The 16808-nt window shown below is 68.7% G+C and carries 20 protein-coding genes; 3 read left to right on the forward strand and 17 right to left on the reverse strand.

Annotation, left to right across the window (positions count from 1 at the left end; genetic code table 11):
* Nucleotides 1-12: 12 nt before the first annotated feature.
* The 3 genes from hemG to BLV49_RS16830 are packed head-to-tail and all read right to left on the reverse strand — an operon-like array spanning nucleotide 13 to nucleotide 2782.
* Nucleotides 13-1458, reverse strand: coding sequence for a protoporphyrinogen oxidase (gene hemG / locus BLV49_RS04450; protein WP_091180399.1), 1446 nt, complete (start codon nucleotides 1456-1458; stop codon nucleotides 13-15).
* Complete coding sequence (gene hemE / locus BLV49_RS04455) at nucleotides 1455-2570, reverse strand: uroporphyrinogen decarboxylase (RefSeq protein WP_091180403.1); 1116 nt, start codon at nucleotides 2568-2570, stop codon at nucleotides 1455-1457. Before hemE ends, hemG begins: the two co-directional genes overlap by 4 nt.
* A 35-nt stretch (nucleotides 2571-2605) precedes the next feature.
* On the reverse strand, nucleotides 2606-2782 hold the full coding sequence (locus tag BLV49_RS16830) for a hypothetical protein (protein WP_176980714.1): 177 nt from the start codon (nucleotides 2780-2782) through the stop codon (nucleotides 2606-2608).
* Nucleotides 2783-2883: 101 nt separating this feature from the next.
* Between BLV49_RS16830 and BLV49_RS04460 the strand changes: the two genes are divergently transcribed.
* Entirely contained in the window at nucleotides 2884-4239 is a 1356-nt protein-coding gene (locus BLV49_RS04460) for a glutamyl-tRNA reductase (protein ID WP_091180406.1), read from the forward strand.
* Nucleotides 4240-4428: 189 nt separating this feature from the next.
* Here the strand turns inward: BLV49_RS04460 and BLV49_RS04465 are convergent, their stop codons facing one another.
* From BLV49_RS04465 to BLV49_RS04495, 7 genes are all read right to left on the reverse strand, one after another.
* On the reverse strand, nucleotides 4429-4785 hold the full coding sequence (locus BLV49_RS04465; protein WP_091180409.1) for a DUF4190 domain-containing protein: 357 nt from the start codon (nucleotides 4783-4785) through the stop codon (nucleotides 4429-4431).
* Between the two features lie 135 nt (nucleotides 4786-4920).
* Nucleotides 4921-6306 (reverse strand): glycine--tRNA ligase, encoded by a 1386-nt coding sequence (locus tag BLV49_RS04470; RefSeq protein WP_091180411.1) that lies wholly within the window; start codon nucleotides 6304-6306, stop codon nucleotides 4921-4923.
* A gap of 115 nt (nucleotides 6307-6421) precedes the next feature.
* Nucleotides 6422-6655, reverse strand: coding sequence for a hypothetical protein (locus BLV49_RS04475; protein WP_091180414.1), 234 nt, complete (start codon nucleotides 6653-6655; stop codon nucleotides 6422-6424).
* Nucleotides 6652-6981 carry a DUF7882 family protein gene (locus tag BLV49_RS04480; protein ID WP_091180417.1) on the reverse strand — a complete coding sequence of 110 codons (330 nt, stop codon included), beginning with the start codon at nucleotides 6979-6981 and terminating at the stop codon, nucleotides 6652-6654. Before BLV49_RS04480 ends, BLV49_RS04475 begins: the two co-directional genes overlap by 4 nt.
* 72 nt (nucleotides 6982-7053) lie before the next feature.
* Nucleotides 7054-7401, reverse strand: coding sequence for a hypothetical protein (locus BLV49_RS04485; protein ID WP_143033951.1), 348 nt, complete (start codon nucleotides 7399-7401; stop codon nucleotides 7054-7056).
* A 62-nt stretch (nucleotides 7402-7463) separates the two neighbouring features.
* A complete protein-coding gene (locus tag BLV49_RS04490; RefSeq protein ID WP_091180423.1) occupies nucleotides 7464-7790 on the reverse strand; it encodes a DUF1990 family protein in 327 nt (108 codons plus the stop codon).
* Nucleotides 7791-7845: 55 nt separating this feature from the next.
* The gene (locus tag BLV49_RS04495; protein ID WP_091180426.1) at nucleotides 7846-8253 is read right to left on the reverse strand and encodes an arsenate reductase ArsC; all 408 of its coding nucleotides are present in this window, start codon (nucleotides 8251-8253) and stop codon (nucleotides 7846-7848) included.
* A 71-nt stretch (nucleotides 8254-8324) separates the two neighbouring features.
* Here BLV49_RS04495 and BLV49_RS04500 point away from each other — a divergent pair, with 71 nt between their 5' ends.
* Nucleotides 8325-8753, forward strand: a complete 429-nt coding sequence (locus BLV49_RS04500) for an NUDIX hydrolase (protein WP_245723534.1) — start codon at nucleotides 8325-8327, stop codon at nucleotides 8751-8753.
* 1 nt (nucleotide 8754) lies between these two features.
* Here the strand turns inward: BLV49_RS04500 and BLV49_RS04505 are convergent, their stop codons facing one another.
* From BLV49_RS04505 to BLV49_RS04515, 3 genes are all read right to left on the reverse strand, one after another.
* The gene (locus BLV49_RS04505; RefSeq protein ID WP_091180430.1) at nucleotides 8755-9153 is read right to left on the reverse strand and encodes a PIN domain-containing protein; all 399 of its coding nucleotides are present in this window, start codon (nucleotides 9151-9153) and stop codon (nucleotides 8755-8757) included.
* Nucleotides 9150-9422 (reverse strand): type II toxin-antitoxin system Phd/YefM family antitoxin, encoded by a 273-nt coding sequence (locus BLV49_RS17400; RefSeq protein ID WP_091180433.1) that lies wholly within the window; start codon nucleotides 9420-9422, stop codon nucleotides 9150-9152. The genes BLV49_RS04505 and BLV49_RS17400 overlap by 4 nt, the downstream gene beginning before the upstream one ends.
* Before the next feature lie 123 nt (nucleotides 9423-9545).
* A complete protein-coding gene (locus BLV49_RS04515) occupies nucleotides 9546-11765 on the reverse strand; it encodes an NADP-dependent isocitrate dehydrogenase (protein ID WP_091180440.1) in 2220 nt (739 codons plus the stop codon).
* Nucleotides 11766-11878: 113 nt separating this feature from the next.
* Between BLV49_RS04515 and BLV49_RS04520 the strand changes: the two genes are divergently transcribed.
* Entirely contained in the window at nucleotides 11879-13399 is a 1521-nt protein-coding gene (locus BLV49_RS04520) for an alpha/beta hydrolase (protein WP_091180442.1), read from the forward strand.
* On the opposite strand, the gene BLV49_RS04525 is transcribed toward BLV49_RS04520, so the two are convergent.
* From BLV49_RS04525 to BLV49_RS04540, 4 genes are read right to left on the reverse strand one after another with little or no spacing between them, the layout of a single operon-like run.
* Entirely contained in the window at nucleotides 13366-14121 is a 756-nt protein-coding gene (locus BLV49_RS04525) for an ABC transporter ATP-binding protein (RefSeq protein ID WP_091180446.1), read from the reverse strand. The genes BLV49_RS04520 and BLV49_RS04525 overlap by 34 nt on opposite strands.
* Nucleotides 14118-14933 carry an ATP-binding cassette domain-containing protein gene (locus tag BLV49_RS04530; protein WP_091180450.1) on the reverse strand — a complete coding sequence of 272 codons (816 nt, stop codon included), beginning with the start codon at nucleotides 14931-14933 and terminating at the stop codon, nucleotides 14118-14120. Before BLV49_RS04530 ends, BLV49_RS04525 begins: the two co-directional genes overlap by 4 nt.
* Nucleotides 14930-15793: an ABC transporter permease gene (locus BLV49_RS04535; RefSeq protein WP_091180452.1), complete on the reverse strand. Its 864-nt coding sequence runs from the start codon at nucleotides 15791-15793 to the stop codon at nucleotides 14930-14932. The genes BLV49_RS04530 and BLV49_RS04535 overlap by 4 nt, the downstream gene beginning before the upstream one ends.
* A complete protein-coding gene (locus BLV49_RS04540) occupies nucleotides 15790-16752 on the reverse strand; it encodes an ABC transporter permease (RefSeq protein ID WP_091180454.1) in 963 nt (320 codons plus the stop codon). The genes BLV49_RS04535 and BLV49_RS04540 overlap by 4 nt, the downstream gene beginning before the upstream one ends.
* Between the last annotated feature and the right edge of the window lie 56 nt (nucleotides 16753-16808).

Genomic DNA, 16808 nt, shown 5'->3' on the forward strand with positions numbered 1-16808 from the left:
GAACGGATGCGGCTAATCTGCGCCGAGCGCCTCCGCGACGATCCGATGCCGCACCCGGCCGGCGGCCTCCGTCGCATCGGGGATGACCGAGGCGAGACCGGTTCCGGCGAGCCACGCGCCGGTCGCGTCGAGTCCCGGCACGGCGGCTATCGCGTCGCGCAGCGCCGCCGCGCGCTCCCGCTGCCCGGAGAACGCGGCCGGCAGCGTGCCCGCCCACGAGGTGCGGACGGCATCCACAACCTGGTCTGCGGCGATGGACACGCCGAGCATCGCGCTCGCCTCGCGGCGCGCGAGGTCGATGACGGCGCCCTCGTCGAGGCCCTCGAGGGGGCTCGACGCGCCTTGCGTCCCGAATGACACGCGCACGATGTGCCGGTGCGGTGCGCCGATGCTCTCGGCGAGCCACTCCCACTTCGCGCTCGAGTGCGTCAGCGCCTTGGCGACGCGGTTCGCCGAGCGGGCCGTCAGCACGCCGGTGCCGCGCGGCTCCGCGTCCAGTTCGGGACTGTCGATCGCGAGCGTCACGATGTCGACAGCGGGAGGGCGCGCCGCCGCGTGCGCGGAGAACGCGGGCACGTGCGGTGCAAGCAGCTCGACAGCGACGGGTTCGGGCACCGCGACGATCACCGCATCGGCGTCGGTTTCGGCACCCTCCCCCTCGGAAGTCTCCGTCACGACGCGCCAGCGTTCCCCGTCGAGCGGCTCGATCGCCTGCGCCCGGGTGTCGGTGAGCACGGTGACGGCATAGTTCTCAAGCGCGGCACGCAGCGCCTCGACGAGCACGGTCATTCCGCCTCGGAAGCCGCCGACGGCGGAGCCGGCCGGCACGTTGTCGCGCAGCGTCGCGACGGCGCCCGAGAGGGAGCCCGCGACGGTGAGCGCGCGATTGAGTCCGGGTGCCGCGCGCGTGACGTCGAGCTGGCTGGGCTCGGCGGAGTAGACGCCGTTCGTGACCGGCGCGACCAGGTTCTCGAGCACGGCCTTCCCCATGCGCTTCTCGACGAGCGCTCCGAGGTTGCGCTCGTCGCCGATCGTGAGCACGGGCCTGACGCGGTCGAGGTACGCGCGCCACGCGCCCTTCCAGCCGATGATGGCCCGCACGTCGTCGGCAAGCGGGTTCGAGGGGATGCCGAGGATGCCGGCCTTCGGCAGCGGGGCCGCCGAATCGCCGAAGAGCAGCCAGGCGCCCGCACTGTTCGGGGCGATCACGGCCTCCTCGAGTCCGAGCCGCTCGATGAGTGCGCGCACGGTCCCGCCGCGAGTCGCGAAGCTCTCGGCTCCCACGTCGACGGCGACGCCCGCGACCTCCTCCGTGCGAATGCAGCCGCCGAGCCGGTCGGCGGCCTCGACGAGGGTGACGCGCACGCCGATGCGGGCGCACTCGAGCGCCGCGACGAGTCCGGCGACTCCGCCGCCGATGACGACGACGTGCTTGTCAGAAGGTACGCCGGCGGTCATCGTGCGTGCACCAGTTCCACGATGCGCGTCAGCACCTCCGGGTCCGTGTCCGGCGGCACCCCGTGCCCGAGGTTGAGCACGTGCGAGGGGGCGCTCGCGCCCCGCGCGAGCACGTCGAGCACGTGCCGCTCGAGCACCTCCCACGGCGCGGCCAGCTGCGCGGGATCGATGTTGCCCTGCAGCGGCACACCGCCGCCGAGCCGGCGCTCGGCCTCGTCGAGCGGGATGCGGTAGTCGACGCCGACCGTGTCGGCGCCCACGCCGTGCATGGCGGCGAGGAGTTCGCCCGTGCCGACGCCGAAGTGCACGATCGGCACGCTGTGGCTCTCGCCGCCGCGCTCGTAGCCGAGGTCCTTCACGTACTCGAGGGCGCGGGCCGAGGCCGGCGCGACGTGCTCGGAGTAGTCAGTGAGCGACAGATCGCCTGCCCACGAGTCGAAGAGCTGCGCGGCAGAGGCGCCGGCGAGCACTTGCGCGCGGAGGAAGCGCCCGGTGACGTCCGCCGTCCACGCCATGAGCCGCGACCAGGCGAGGGGATCGCTGTGCATGAGCGCGCGAGCACGCAGATGATCCTTCGAGGGCCCGCCCTCGACGAGGTAGGCGGCGAGCGTGAACGGCGCGCCGGCGAATCCGACGAGCGGCGTCGCGCCGTCGATCCCGGGGATGCGGCGCAGTCCGGCGACGGTCTGGGCGACGGCCTCCGTCACGGCCGTGAGGCGCTCGTCGAGAACGGCCGGGTCGAGAGCGAGAAGCCGGTCGAGGTCGTCGTTCGAGCGAATGGCCTCGCCCATGACGGGGCCCTTGCCCGCCACGATCTCGACGTCGACGCCGACGAGTCGCAGGGGAACGACGATGTCGGAGAAGAACACGGCGGCGTCGACCTTGTGCCGGCGCACCGGCTGCAGCGTGATCTCGCTCGCCATGCCCGGGTTGAGGCACGCGTCGAGCATGGCCGTGCCCACGCGCAGGGCGCGGTATTCGGGCAGCGATCGCCCCGCCTGCCGCATGAACCACACGGGCGTCACGTCGGGCCGGTCGCCGCGGTAGGCGCGCACGAGGCGCGAATCGTGAGTCAGCCCGGACGCGAGAGGGTGGCGAGAATCGAGGTGCACTCGCTCATTGTCTCAAACGGGACGGGGAGGCGGCGTCACGGCTTCGATGGCGGTGCCCACACGACGATCAGCGCCGTCGCGATCGGGCCGAGCAGCAAGGAGAGCAGGAACCAGCCCAGCCGGGAGCGGCCCTTCTGCTCCGCGAGTCCCGCGTTCACGAGCGCGAGCGTGAGCCACCCGCCGCCTCCGGCCAGCCATGAGTTCGAGTCCATTCGCACACGTTACCGCCGCCTCGGCGAGTGCGCGGTAGCGGCATCCGTTTTCTACGTGGCATAGAACTTTCGTCCAGATTCGGCGGGGTACCCTTTAACGCGTGCTCATGAGTCTGACGGCGAGTCACAAGAACGCCTCCTTCGATCTGCTGGAACAGCTCTCCCTCGACGCCGACGCCGTGGCCACGAGCATCACGACCGCGTCCGAGCGCGTGCGCGGCAGCGTCGTCGTGGCCACGTGCAATCGCTTTGAGGTGTACGTCGACATCGACGGTGACGGGCCGGATGCCGCAATGGGCGCAGTCTCCGCCGCGACGGCCGTCGTCGCCGGGGCGTCCGGCATCGACGCGGCGACCCTTGAGCGCACGTGGCACGTCAAGACCGACGAGAGTGCCGCCGAGCACTTGTTCGCCGTGACCTCCGGTCTCGAGTCCGTCGTCGTCGGCGAGGGCGAGATCGCTGGCCAGGTGCGGCGCTCGCTCGAGAGCGCGCGCGAGGCCGGCACGACGACGGCGACGCTCGAACGACTGTTCCAGCGCGCCTCGCAGACGTCTCGGGGCATCAAGAACCGCACTCCGATCGGCCGAGCGGGCCGCTCGATCGTGCGCCTCGCGCTCGAGCTCGCCTCGAGCCGCGTGACCGACTGGTCGAGCATGCGCGTGCTGCTCATCGGTACGGGCGCGTACGCGGGAGCGAGCCTCGCGGCGCTGCGCGATCGCGGCGTCACGGACGTGAGCGTGTTCTCCCCCTCGGGGCGCGGCGCGACGTTCGCCGCGAACCACGGCATCGCCACCGTCGATCCGGCGGACTTCGCCTCGGTCGTCGCCGCCGCCGACGTCATCGTCACGTGCACCGTCACCGAGGGCTTCGTTCTCGACGCGGACATCCTGCAGCGGGCGCGGGTGGAGTACGCGCTCGCCCACACATCGGCGCACGTACGCGACGTTCTGCATCGCGACGGCACACCCGGCTGTCCGGTCAACCACGACGCGTACCAGCTTGTCATCGACCTCGGGCTGCCGCGCAACGTCGACCCCGACGTGGCGAGCGTGCACGGCGTCGAGCTGGTCGACCTCGAGACCATCCGCATCCACGCGCCGCTCGAGGAGCTGCAGGCCACCGAGGTCGCTCGTGCGATGGTCGGAAAGGCCGCGCGCACTTTCACACGCGTGACGCACGAGGAGTCTCTCGCTCCCGCCGTCGTCGCGCTACGCGCGCATGGTCAGCGCATCCTCGACGAGGAGATCGCGCGCATCGCGCACCGCGATCCCGACGGGGTCGCCGCATCCGCCTTGCGCCACCTGGTGGGCCGCCTGCTGCACACTCCCACGACCCGTGCCCGCGAGCTCGCACGCGACGGCGAGGCGGAGCGCTACGTGGACGCCCTCGAGGCACTGTTCGGCATCGACGTCGACGCGGATGCCGCTGCGGAACGCGACGGCGAAGCGGCTTCGTAGCCGCGCCTGCGCAGGACAACTCCCCGCGTATGGCCGTTGCCGACACGTTTTCTGCGATCCGGACCGACACGCCGCAACGGGACTCAGGCGCGGCGGAGTGTCACGAGAATCGCAGAAATTAGCGAAGCTGCCTGCCGGACGCGTTAACCACGAAGAGCCCGCCGAAGCGGGCTCTCGCGCGACGCCAGCTCAGTAGTTGTAGTCGTAGGTGGACGCGGCGCCGATGGCGGCGATCACGGCGATGACGACGATGATCTGGATCACGACGGACACGATGCCGATGATGACCGCCGCGATCGCGAGGCCCCGGCCCTTCTCGCCCGTCTTCTTGATCTGCGAGAGCGACACGAAGCCGAGAATCGCAGCGATGATGGAGAACCCGATGAGCGAGCCGACGAACGACACGATCGCGAGGACGTTCCATTTGTCCTGCGGGGCCGGCGCGTAGCCGTACGGCTGCTGCTGGTAGGGCTGCTGCTGGTACGGCTGCTGGTTGCCCGGGTACTGACCGGGAGCCGGTGCTGCGGGAGGAGGAGTGTTAGACATGCGTGGGTTCCTTTCTCACGTCCATGGTGCGGCGGCATCTGGCTGGCGCACCCGCCGCCATGGCGTCTTGTTCCAAGCGTGGCGCATCCCGGGAGCGGGCGTCAACGGGAAGGGGTCCCCATGCCCGCCCGTGGATCAGGCGCCCTTGAGCCGCTCGGCGAGGTAGCCGTACAGGCGGTCGAGCGAGACGCGCTCTTGCGCCATGGTGTCGCGGTCGCGCACCGTGACGGCCTTGTCGTCGAGCGAGTCGAAGTCGACCGTGATGCAGTACGGGGTGCCGATCTCGTCCTGGCGGCGGTAGCGACGGCCGATCGCGCCCGCGTCGTCGAAGTCGACGTTCCACTGGGCGCGCAGGTTTGCCGCGACCTCGCGCGCGAGCGGCGAGAGCGCCTCGTTGCGGCTGAGCGGGAGCACGGCGGCCTTGACGGGCGAGAGCCGCGGGTCGAGCTTGAGAACTGTGCGCTTGTCGACCCCGCCCTTCGTGTTCGGCGCCTCGTCTTCGGTGTAGGCGTCGACGAGGAACGCCATCATCGAGCGGGTGAGGCCGAACGACGGCTCGATCACGTAAGGGATGTAGCGCTCCCCCGTGGCCTGATTGAAGAAGCTGAGCTCGGTTCCCGAGGCCTCCGAGTGCGAGCGCAGGTCGAAGTCGGTGCGGTTGGCGACGCCCATGAGCTCGCCCCACTCGCTTCCTGCGAAGCCGAAGCGGTACTCGAAGTCGATCGTGCCCGCCGAGTAGTGCGCGCGCTCGTCTTCGGGGACGTCGAACTGCCGCATGTTGTCGGGGTTGATGCCGAGGTCGACGAACCAGTCCCAGCACGCGTCGACCCAGTGCTTGAACCAGGTGTCCGCGTCGTCGGGAGCCGTGAAGTACTCGATCTCCATCTGCTCGAACTCGCGCGTGCGGAAGATGAAGTTTCCGGGCGTGATCTCGTTGCGGAACGCCTTGCCGACCTGGCCGATGCCGAACGGCGGCTTCTTGCGGGAGGCGGTGACGACGTTGTTGAAGTTGACGAAGATGCCCTGCGCGGTCTCCGGACGCAAGTAGTGCAGCCCGGCCGCGGACTCGACGGGTCCGAGGAAGGTCTTGACGAGGCCCGAGAACATCTGCGGCTCGGTCCACTGCCCCTTGGTGCCGCAGTCGGGACACGGGATCTCGCTCATGCCATCCTTGGGCTGGCGGCCCTTCTTTGCGACGAACGCCTCGATGAGGTGGTCTTGGCGGTGACGGTGGTGGCAGTGCTGGCACTCGACGAGCGGGTCGGTGAAGGTGGCGACGTGGCCGGAGGCTTCCCACACCTGCTTCGGCAGGATGAGCGACGAGTCGAGACCGACCATATCGTCGCGGCCGCGCACAAAGTTCTGCCACCACTGGCGCTTGATGTTCTCCTTGAGCTCCACGCCGAGGGGCCCGTAGTCCCACGCCGAGCGCGAACCGCCGTAGATCTCACCGGCCTGGAAGACGAACCCGCGGTGGCGGGCGAGGGCGATGACGGCGTCGAGTCTGCTGGGTGCGGCCACGGTGGCTCCTGAGGGGGTGTGTCGTCGAGAACTGCCGGATTACGCGGCAGATCCCAGTCTAACGAGTGCGCGTTGCTCCCTCACATCGCCCGATGCGACTCCCTTCTCGCTCGCCTCATTCCTCTTCGGCTGGGACTTCATCGTCCGTCGGAAGTGTCACCAGCGCGATCGGAATTCCGGGGCCGACGAGGAGCTCCGCCGGCGTCGGCCTGCCCTCACCGCGATTCACGCGGATCCAGCCGGGCTTACCGCTCTCGACCGCTTCGGCGATGCGCGACTTGAGCTGTTCGTAATCTTCCGCACGGGCAGCGTATTGGGCGCCACCGTACAGCACGTTGACCCGTTTCACGCCTCGTCGTCCGTAGTCACGTTGGCGGAATGGGTAGGCTCCGGAACGATCTGCAGCCCTCCTGGAGCGTTCGCGGTCAGCATCAGTTCGTCGATCCAGTCACGGTTGACCGCCGGGGACTTGCTCCCGCTGTATTTGAAGTGAAGCGGAATCGTCGGGTGCATCCATAGTGTGCTTCTGCCGTCCCCGATCTTCGGGTCGTCCTTCCATGAGAAATAGAACGCCTCGTTGCGGCGAAGCTTCGCTCCGATGACCAGCTGCAGATGCGCGAGCACCCGGTCTTCAAAGTCCACAGTGAGCGTAGAGTCATACGTCAGCATTCCCATGAGTGTCTCCCGTCGTCGTGCCGGACCCGCTGTGAGCGAGGTTTGCCCGATCGGTGTGCGGACCCGAGCGACCTACAGATCATCGATCCAGTTCGGGACGTCGATCTGCGGCGATTGCTCCTTGGCAGAAAGCCTGTGGGGCTGATTCTGACGCAGTTCACGCGTTTCGTCCTGGAAGGATTTGATGAGCGCTTCGTCGATGATCTCGTCATGTTCGGTCGGCTCTGTCTCAGTGATCAGCTGGCTTGCCGGCCCGATGAGAAACTTCGATCGGCCGACGGATCCGTTCTCGAGCAACGTCGGAATATCGACCGTTGCCGATGTGTTCGATCTCGCCAGCCCCTCGGCGTACTCCAAGAGAGCCTTCGCGATAGCCGTGCCGGTGACGGCCTCACCGCCAGCGTAGAAAATCCGATCCATCACCGAACGGTAATAAGGGCGGGAAGCGCACGACCAGTCCTTGACATCGCCCGCGATGGAAACTAAGCAGTAGCCTCAATCCCGAGGGCGGAGCGGTATCGGCGGCGCAGCGCGGCCTGAGCGGCCCGGAGGAACGGGTGCATGGGGGCCCAGACCGGAGAATCTGCAGGCCGCGTCAGCGAGCGAATCGTGAGCACCACGGAATCGCCGTTGCGATGGACGATGAACGCTTCTTCTCCGCTGATCGGGTGTCCGGGCAGCGTGCGGTACGCGAAGTCCACTCGAACGGCCGTGCACACAAACTCGAAGCCCGCCGCCAGACAACGTCGCCCGCGCCGAGCGTCGTGCTCTCCTCGTAGCAGCGAAGGCCGTGATTTCGCGCCGCCCACACTTCAGTTGCGGGAGAAGTGAGACTCATCGTCAGAACGTCCTCAGCAATCTCCGTCAACTATGAGCGAGTAGTTCATAGACGAGGGCTCGCACGCGCGACTTGATGTCGTCGCGAATGTTGCGCACGACCTCGATCGGCTGCCCGGCAGGATCCTCCAGTTCCCAATCCTCGTAGCGCTTCCCGGGGAAGACTGGGCAGGCATCTCCGCAGCCCATGGTGATCACGACATCGGATGCTGCGACGTGATCCGTCGCGAGTCGCTGCGGCACCGCATCGGTGATGTCGATGCCGTCTTCGGCCATCGCCTCGATCGCGACCGGGTTGATCCGGTCACCGGGTTCGGATCCGCCGGAGAGCACGTCGATCCTGCCGCCGGAGAGCTCGCGCGCGTAGCCCGCGGCCATTTGAGAGCGGCCCGCGTTGTGCACGCAGACGAAGAGGGTGGTGGGGCGCTCGGACATGCATTCTCCCTTGCTCGGTCCCAGTATGCCCGAGCGAGACGACGCGCAGATGGACAGGGCAGACTGGAGGAGTGAGCAGTGACACGAATACCCGCCGTACTCTTCCCGACATCCTCGTCGCCGCCGTCGCGATCATCCGCGACCGACGGGTTCTCATGGTCACCGCTCGCGGCCGCGACGTCGTCTACATGCCGGGCGGCAAAGTGGATCCAGGCGAGACTCTCCTCGAGGCCGCGCAGCGGGAAGCGCGCGAGGAGATCTCCACGACCCTCGTCCCCGACACCGTGGCGGAGCTGTTCACCGTCGTGACCCAGGCACACGGCGAGCCGGATGGGCGCCTGGTGCGCATGACCGTCTTCGGCGGGGAACCGGATGTGGCTCCGCGACCCTCTGCGGAAGTCAGCGAGCTGCACTGGATCTCCATGGCAGACGTGCACCGCTGCCCGCCGGCTGGCGCCGAGGTGCTGCGGCGCCTGGCGGCATCCGATCTGATCGACTGACTCAGTTCTCGTTTGCCGCGATGACCGTGAGGGCGCGCTCAAGTCCGCGGAAATCGTCGACATTGTGCGTGATGATCGCCGCATCGTGAGCGTGAGCGATGGCGGCGATCATGATGTCGGCTACTCGGCCCCGCGGCGAACGGCCTCGTGCGAGCAGAAACTCGGTCAGGATCCCGAAACTGAAGGCGGCACGGTCGTCGAAGGGCAAGCCCGGACCGAATTGCTGTTCAATGTCACGCAATCGCACTTGCCTCAAAGCCGTGGCATCGCCTGATTTGGCCGCCGCGACCCCGAATCGCAACTCCGCGTATGAGACCGAGGTGACTGCGAAGGCGTCGATATCGGGGTACGTCCCCAGATTTTCTGAAACGAGGACGTTGGTGTCGAGTATCGCCCTCATTGCACGAAGGGGTCGCTCAGATCGGACGCTGCTCTTTCCTCATTGAGTTCAGAGGACCAGGTTGAATCGGCCGGGTGCCGGAACGCGACCATCGCTGCTGCCCGACTCACCCACGGATCAGGTGCGATCGGCACGATCCGGGCGACGGGACGCCCGTGATCAGTGAGAACGTACTCGTCACCGTCGCGCACATTACGCACCATCTCCGTCGGATTCTGTCGGAGCTGTCCGAGCGAGATGTGCGCCTCTGGACGGGCAGGAAGACTCATATTTGAATGATACCCGTCTTGTAGATAATTATCTACGGTGCGCGTCAGCCGCCGAGGAGCCGCTACCACATGCCGAACGGCGGCTCCCCGTACGAGGAGCCGCCGTTTCGCCGGATAGGCGCGTCAGTCGTGCAGTGTGTCGAGGATGCTGTTGAGCGTCGTCGACGGACGCATGACGCTGTCGGCCTTCTTCTCGTCGGGACGGTAGTAGCCGCCGAGGTCGACAGGCGATCCCTGCACCTCGATGAGCTCCTGCTCAATCGCGTCAGACTTCTCCTCAAACGCCTCAGCGATCGGCTTGAGCGCTGCGGCGAGCTCGGCGTCGTCCGTCTGCTGGGCGAGCTCCTCGGCCCAGTACCGGGCGAGCCAGTAGTGGCTGCCGCGGTTGTCGCGCTCGCCCGCGCGGCGGGACGGCGACTTGTTCTCATTGAGGAACGTCGCGGTCGCGGCATCCAGCGTCTCACCGAGCACGGCGGCACGGGCGTTGTCGGTCGCGCGGGCGAGGTGCCGGAACGACTCCGCGAGAGCCATGAACTCGCCGAGCGAATCCCAGCGCAAGTGGTTCTCTTCGAGCAGCTGCTGCACGTGCTTCGGAGCGGAGCCGCCCGCGCCGGTCTCGAACAGCCCGCCGCCGGCGAGAAGCGGGACGACGGAGAGCATCTTGGCGCTCGTGCCGAGCTCGAGGATCGGGAACAGGTCGGTGTTGTAGTCGCGCAGCACGTTGCCGGTCACCGAGATGGTGTCGAGGCCCTGGCGGATGCGCTCGACCGAGAGCTTCGTCGCCTCGATGGGCGAGAGGACGCGGATGTCGAGGCCGTCGGTGTCGTGCTTGGGCAGCTCGTCGTTGACCTTCATGATGAGCTCGGCGTCGTGAGCGCGGTCCTCATCGAGCCAGAAGACCGCGGGAGTGTCGGACAAGCGAGCTCGCTCGACCGCGAGGCGCACCCAGTCGCGCACGGGGATGTCCTTGGTCTGGCATGCGCGCCAGATGTCGCCGGCCTCGACGTCGTGCTGGATGAGCACGTCGCCGGTCTGGTTGACCACCTCGACGGAGCCGTCCTGCGGAATCAGGAAGGTCTTGTCGTGGCTGCCGTACTCCTCGGCCTTTTGCGCCATGAGGCCCACGTTCGGCACGGAGCCCATCGTGGTCGGGTCGAAGGCGCCGTTCGCCTTGCAGTCCTCGATGACCGCCTGGTACACGCCGGCGTACGAGCTGTCGGGGATGACGGCGAGGGTGTCCTCCTCCTGGCCGTCGGCGTCCCACATGTGGCCCGAGGTGCGGATCATCGCCGGCATGGACGCGTCGACGATGACGTCGGAGGGGACGTGCAGGTTCGTGATGCCCTTGTCGGAGTTGACCATCGCGATCTTCGGGGCGCTCTTGAAGCCCTCGTCGATCGCGGCGCGCACACCATCGGCGACGTCGGCCGGGACCTGGTCGAGGCCCGCGAGGATGGCGCCGAGTCCGTTGTCGGCGCGGAGGCCCGCTGCCGCGAGCTGCTCGCCGTACTTCTCGAAGACGCCGGGCAGGACGGCGCGCACGACGTGGCCGAAGATGATGGGGTCGGAGACCTTCATCATCGTCGCCTTGAGGTGGGCGGAGAAGAGGATGTCCTCCTTCTTCGCGCGTGCGACCTGCTCGGCGAGGAAGGCGTCGAGGGCCTTCGCGCTCATGAACGTTCCGTCGACGATCTCGCCGGCGAGGACCTTCAGTCCGTCCTTGAGCACGGTGACGCCGTCGGACGTGACGAGACGGATCTGCAGCACGTCGTCGGCCGGGAGCGTGACCGACTTCTCGTTCGAGCGGAAGTCGCCCGAGCTCATCGTCGCGACGTTCGTCTTGGAGTCGGCGCTCCACGCGCCCATCGAGTGCGGGTGCTTGCGCGCGTACTCCTTGACGGCGCGCGGTGCGCGGCGGTCGGAGTTGCCCTCACGGAGCACCGGGTTCACGGCGCTGCCCTTGACGGCGTCGTAACGGGCGCGGGTGTCGCGCTCCTCGTCGGTCGCCGGCTCGTCCGGGTATGCGGGAAGGGCGACGCCCTGCGCCTGCAGTTCCGCGATCGCGGCCTTGAGCTGGGGCACGGAGGCGGAGATGTTGGGAAGCTTGATGATGTTCGCCTCGGGCGTCTGCGCGAGGGCACCGAGCTCGGCGAGCGCGTCGGACTGGCGCTGGCCTTCGGGCAGCTTGTCGGAGAAGGCCGCGATGATGCGGCCGGCGAGCGAGATGTCGCGGGTCTCGACGGCGACGCCGGCCTTGCTCGCGAACGCCTGCACGATCGGCAGGAACGAGTGGGTCGCGAGCATCGGGGCTTCGTCGGTGTGCGTGTAGATGATGGTCGCCATGTATTTGCGCTTCCTCGGTTTCGATTTCTGCGGTGACAACGCGGCGCGTGGATCCCGCGCACCTCTACAAAACTACCCGACACGGCGGTTCGGCGAATTCGTAGACTCTGTTCATGAGCGAGACCCGGGAGTTCGTCAGCGAAGGGCGCACGACGATTGTGACGATCTCGGGTGTCGACGGCGGCCCCGACTACGTTCTCGTGCACGGCATCGGCATGGGGCACCGGTACTGGTCGACGCTCGCCGACACGCTCGCCGAGACCGGTCGCGTGTACGCCCTCGACCTGCCCGGGTTCGGTGACGCACCGGAACCGGAGCACGCACTCGACATGGCGGCATCCGGAGATCTGCTCGCTCAGCTCGTGCGGCACTTCGGACTGAGCAGGCCTGTGCTGGTCGGGCATTCGATGGGCGCGCAGATCGTCGCCGAGGCCGTCGCGCGGCACCCGGATGTGAGCGACTGCGTCGTGCTCATCGCACCGACCGTGAACCGGCGCGAGCGCTCGGGCATCATGCAGGCGCTGAGGTTGCTGCAGGATGTGTCGCTGTCGAACCCGAAGGTGATGCGGCTCGGGCTCATGTACTACGCGATGGCGGGACCGCGCTGGTACTTCAAGAAGCTCGGGCTGATGCTCGAGCATCGCATTGAGGATGCCCTGCCGCGGGTCTCGGCGCGCACGCTCGTGATCCGCGGGGCACGCGACACCGTCGTGCCCGGTTACTGGGCACGCGAGGTCACGCGCCTTGCGCCGAGCGCGCGCCTCGTCGAGATCCCGGGGCGCGGGCACGAGACGATGATCACGGGCGGCGAACGCATCGCCCGGCTGATCGCGGAGCACGCGGGCGCCGTCGAGCCGGAGCTGGCCGGCGCGGACCTGCCTCCCGCTCGCCGCGGCCTTGGAGCCGCCGCGCTGTGGTGGGCGCTCGACTACGTGTACGCCGTGCGCTGGCAGATCGCCGCGCTGCTTCTTCGTGCGCCGGCGCGCTACTCTCGCGGCGACCGGTCTAAGCCGACGATTGTGATCTTGCCGGGGATCTACGAGACCTGGGTGTTCCTCAAGCCGCTCGCGGACCGGCTCTCATCGGCCGGCTACCGGGTGAGCGTCGTGCACGGCATGCGCTACAACCGGCTCAGCGTCGCACGCACGGCCGAGCTGCTCGATCGCGCTCTCTCGAAGGTGGCCGCGCCCGCGGCAGGCCGCATCATCGTCGCGCACAGCAAGGGCGGCCTGATCGGCAAGCAGCTCATGCTGTGGGGAAGCGTGGAGGTGCTCGGTCTCGTCGCCATCTGCACGCCGTTCGCGGGATCCCATCTTGCCCGCTACTCCCCCGATCCCAGCATCCGAGCGTTCCTGCCCGACGACGAGACGATCGTGGCCCTTGCCGGCGACACTTCCGTCGACGAGCGCATCACGTCGGTGTACGGTCACTTCGACCCTCACGTTCCCGAGGGCAGCGTGCTGCGCGGCGCGCGCAACATCGAAGTGGATGCCGCCGGTCACTTCCGGCTGCTGAGCGCCGCCCCAACGCTCGATGTCGTCGCCGACGAGGTGAACCGGATGGCGCGGGAATCGGCTGTCGCCGAGCGCGCGAGCGCCGGCTACGGCAGGCGCGGAACCGCCGCGACAAGCTGACGGGCGTAGTCGGTCGACGGCGACGACAGGACGCTGCGCGTCGCCCCCTCTTCGACGACGCGGCCGTCTTTGAGCACGATGCTGCGCTCGCACAGCGCCGCAACGGTGCTGAGGTCATGCGAGACCATCAGCAGGGCGAGGCCCGTCTCGGACCGAAGGCGTCGCAGCACGTCGATGACCTGGATGCGCGTCGTCACGTCGAGAGCGCTCACGGGCTCGTCGGCGAGCAGCACGCGCGGTCGGCAGACGATCGCGCGCGCGATCGCGATGCGCTGCCGCTGTCCGCCCGAGAACTCGTGCGGGTACCGTTCGAGCACATCGGCGGGCAGCCCGACCGAGTCGAGCGCCTCGCGCACACGCTGCCGTGCCGTGTCGCCCGAGGCGATGCGCAGGGAACGCAATGGCTCGGCGACGATGCGGTCGATGCGCTGCCGCGGGTCGAGTGAGGAGTACGGGTCCTGGAACACCGTCTGCACGCTCGATCGGAACAGGCGCATCGTCGCGGCGTCGCGGCGCTCGAGCGGCTTCCCGTCGAAGAGCAGCTCGCCCGCCGTGGGCGAGGACAGGCCGAGCATGAGAGCGAGGATCGTGGACTTGCCCGCACCCGATTCACCCACGAGGCCGACGGTGTCCCCGGCGTCGAGCGAGACGGACACTCCCTCGACGACGGGTTGTCCCTTTCCGTAGGCGAAGCTCGCGTCGCGCAGTTCGAGGAGGCTCATGAGGCTCCTCCGTCCGCGGCGTCCGGGCCCTGATCGAGGGCGGCGTCGAGCAGGCGGGCGCTGTCGACGAGACGACGGGTGTACGGCTCCCGCGGCGCCGCGACGACCTCGCGCACGTCCCCGGACTCGACGGCGCGACCGTGTTGCAGCACGACGACGTTCTCGGCCATGCGCGCGACGACCGCGAGGTCGTGACTGATGAACAGCAGCGCCATGTCGCGCTCGTTCACGAGACGATCGAGCAGCGAGAGCACCTCGTCCTGCACCGTCACGTCGAGAGCCGTCGTGGGCTCGTCGGCGATGAGCAGCCGCGGTCCGGCTGCGAGAGCGAGAGCGATGGCCACGCGCTGGCGCTGGCCGCCCGAGAGCTCGTGCGGATACGCGCGGGCGATGCGGGCATCCGGCAGCGACACCTCGGCGAGCGCGGCGGCGACCGCGCGGTCAAGCTCTGCACCGCGCAGCCCGAGGTGGCGGCGCATGGGCTCGGCGACCTGCCGGCCGACGCGCATGAGCGGGTCGAGGGCGCTCAGCGGCTCCTGAAAGACGAGGGAGGCGACCGGGCCGCGCAGCGGGCGCAGCATCCGATCGGGGGCGCCGATCACCTGCTGGCCGTCGAGGAGCACCGAGCCGGACGCCTCGAGACCCGCGCCGAGCAGCCCTGTGACGGCGAGGGAGGTGAGGGACTTGCCCGAGCCGGACTCACCGATGAGGCCGAGGCGCCGGCCCGCGTCGAGGGAGAACGACAGGTCGTCGACGAGCGCATCGCCGTCGGCCGTGCGCACGGAGAGACGGGAGACCTCGAGAAGGCTCATCGACTGCTCCTCGTTGGATCCGCGACGTCGCGCAGACCGTCGGCGATGAAGTTGACGCCGAGCACGAGCACGACGAGGGCGATACCGGGAGCGATCGCGCCGACCGGCGCGGTGAGCACGGTGCCCTGCGCCTCCTGCAGCATCCGCCCCCATGAGGCGTTGGGCGGCGGGGCGCCGAGCCCGAGGTACGACAGGCTCGCCTCGGCGAGCACGGCGACGCCGAACTGCAGGGCGAGGTTGACGCCGAGCATGGGGGCGATGTTCGGCAGCACGTGGCCGGCGATGATGCCGGGCAGGCGAGTGCCGCTCGTGCGGGCCGCGGTGATGTACTGCTCGCGCAGCACGCGGCGGGCGAGGATGCGCACGAGTCGGCCGACGACGGCGGACTGGGCGAGGCCGATCGCGAGGATCGCCGACCACAGCGACGCGCCCTGCACGGCGACGACGAGCATCGCGAGCAGCAGGACGGGGAACGCGATGATGACGTCGAGGGCGGCCGAGAGGGTGTCGTCGAGCCACGGGCTCGCGAAGGCGGCGATGAGCCCGAGCAGCAGGCCGAGCACCGCGGCGATGGCGACCGAGCCCGCGCCGACCAGGAGCGCGATGCGGGCGCCGATCATGAGCTGGGTCAGCAGGTCGCGACCGAGCTTGTCGGTGCCGAGCAGGTGGCTTCCGCTCGGACCCTCGAGCCTGGTTCCGCTCGTGTCCGACTGGCCGTAGGGCAGCCACACGAGCGAGACGAGGGCGAGCACGATGACGGCTGCGACGAAGACGATGCCGATCACGAGCGTGGCGCGGCGGCCGCGGCGCTTGCGGCGCGGCACGTCGGGAGCGGCATCCTGCAGGGCTATTGAGCTCATCGGTTCCCCGAGACTGATCGCCGCAAGCGCGGATCGACGAGGCGCTGCACGATGTCGGCGGCGAAGCCGACGAGCAGCACGAAGAGAGTGCTGACCACGAGCACGCCCTGGATGTTCGGGAAGTCGTGCTGGGCGATGGCGTCGAGCAGCATGCTGCCGAGACCGGGGAGGGTGAAGACGCTTTCGACGACGACGGCGCCGAGCAGCGTCGTCGAGAGCTCGATGCCGAGGATCGCGATGACGGGCACGGCGCCGTTGCGCAGGCCATGCCGCCACAGCGCCTCGGCGAAGCTCGCGCCGCCCGCCCGTGCGGTGCGCACGTAGCCGCTGCCGATCACGTCGAGGGTCGCCGAGCGCACGTAGCGGGTGAGCGAGGCGCTCATCACGACGGCGATCGTGATGATCGGCAGCAGAAGCGAGGTGAGCGCGTCGGCGGGGTCGGCCCAGTCCTCGCGCGGGAAGCCGCCGCTCGGCAGCAGGCCGAGACTGAGCGCGAAGATCCAGACGAGGATGATGCCGACCCAGAACACCGGGACGGCGATGCCGAGCTGCGCGAAGCCCGAGAGCGCGATGCCGTACCAGCGGTTCGACTTCACGGCGGCCACGACGCCGGCGGCGAGCGAGAGCACGAGGGCGAGCGCGAACGAGAGCAGCGTCAGCGGCAACGTGATGACGAGCCGCGACGCGACCTCCGGGCCCACGGGAAGCGTGCTGATGTAGGACTCGCCGAGATCGAAGCGCACCATCTGGCCCGCCCACAGCCCGAACTGCTCGAGCAGCGGCTTGTCGGAGCCCACCTGCGCGCGGGCCGCCGCGATCTGCTCGGGCGTCGCGTTCGCCGACAGCAGCGCGTTCGCGGGGTCGCCGGGCAGCAGGCGGAGCAGCACGAAGATCACCACGAGGGCCACGATGAGCGACACCACGAGGAAGACAGATCGGCGAAGCAGGTAGGCAAGCATGCAGAGTCAGACTAACGGGCGTGCGGATGCCGCGGCACGGGGCGCCGCGGCATCCG

The organism is Paramicrobacterium humi (assembly GCF_900105715.1).
GTDB classification, from domain to species: domain Bacteria; phylum Actinomycetota; class Actinomycetes; order Actinomycetales; family Microbacteriaceae; genus Paramicrobacterium; species Paramicrobacterium humi.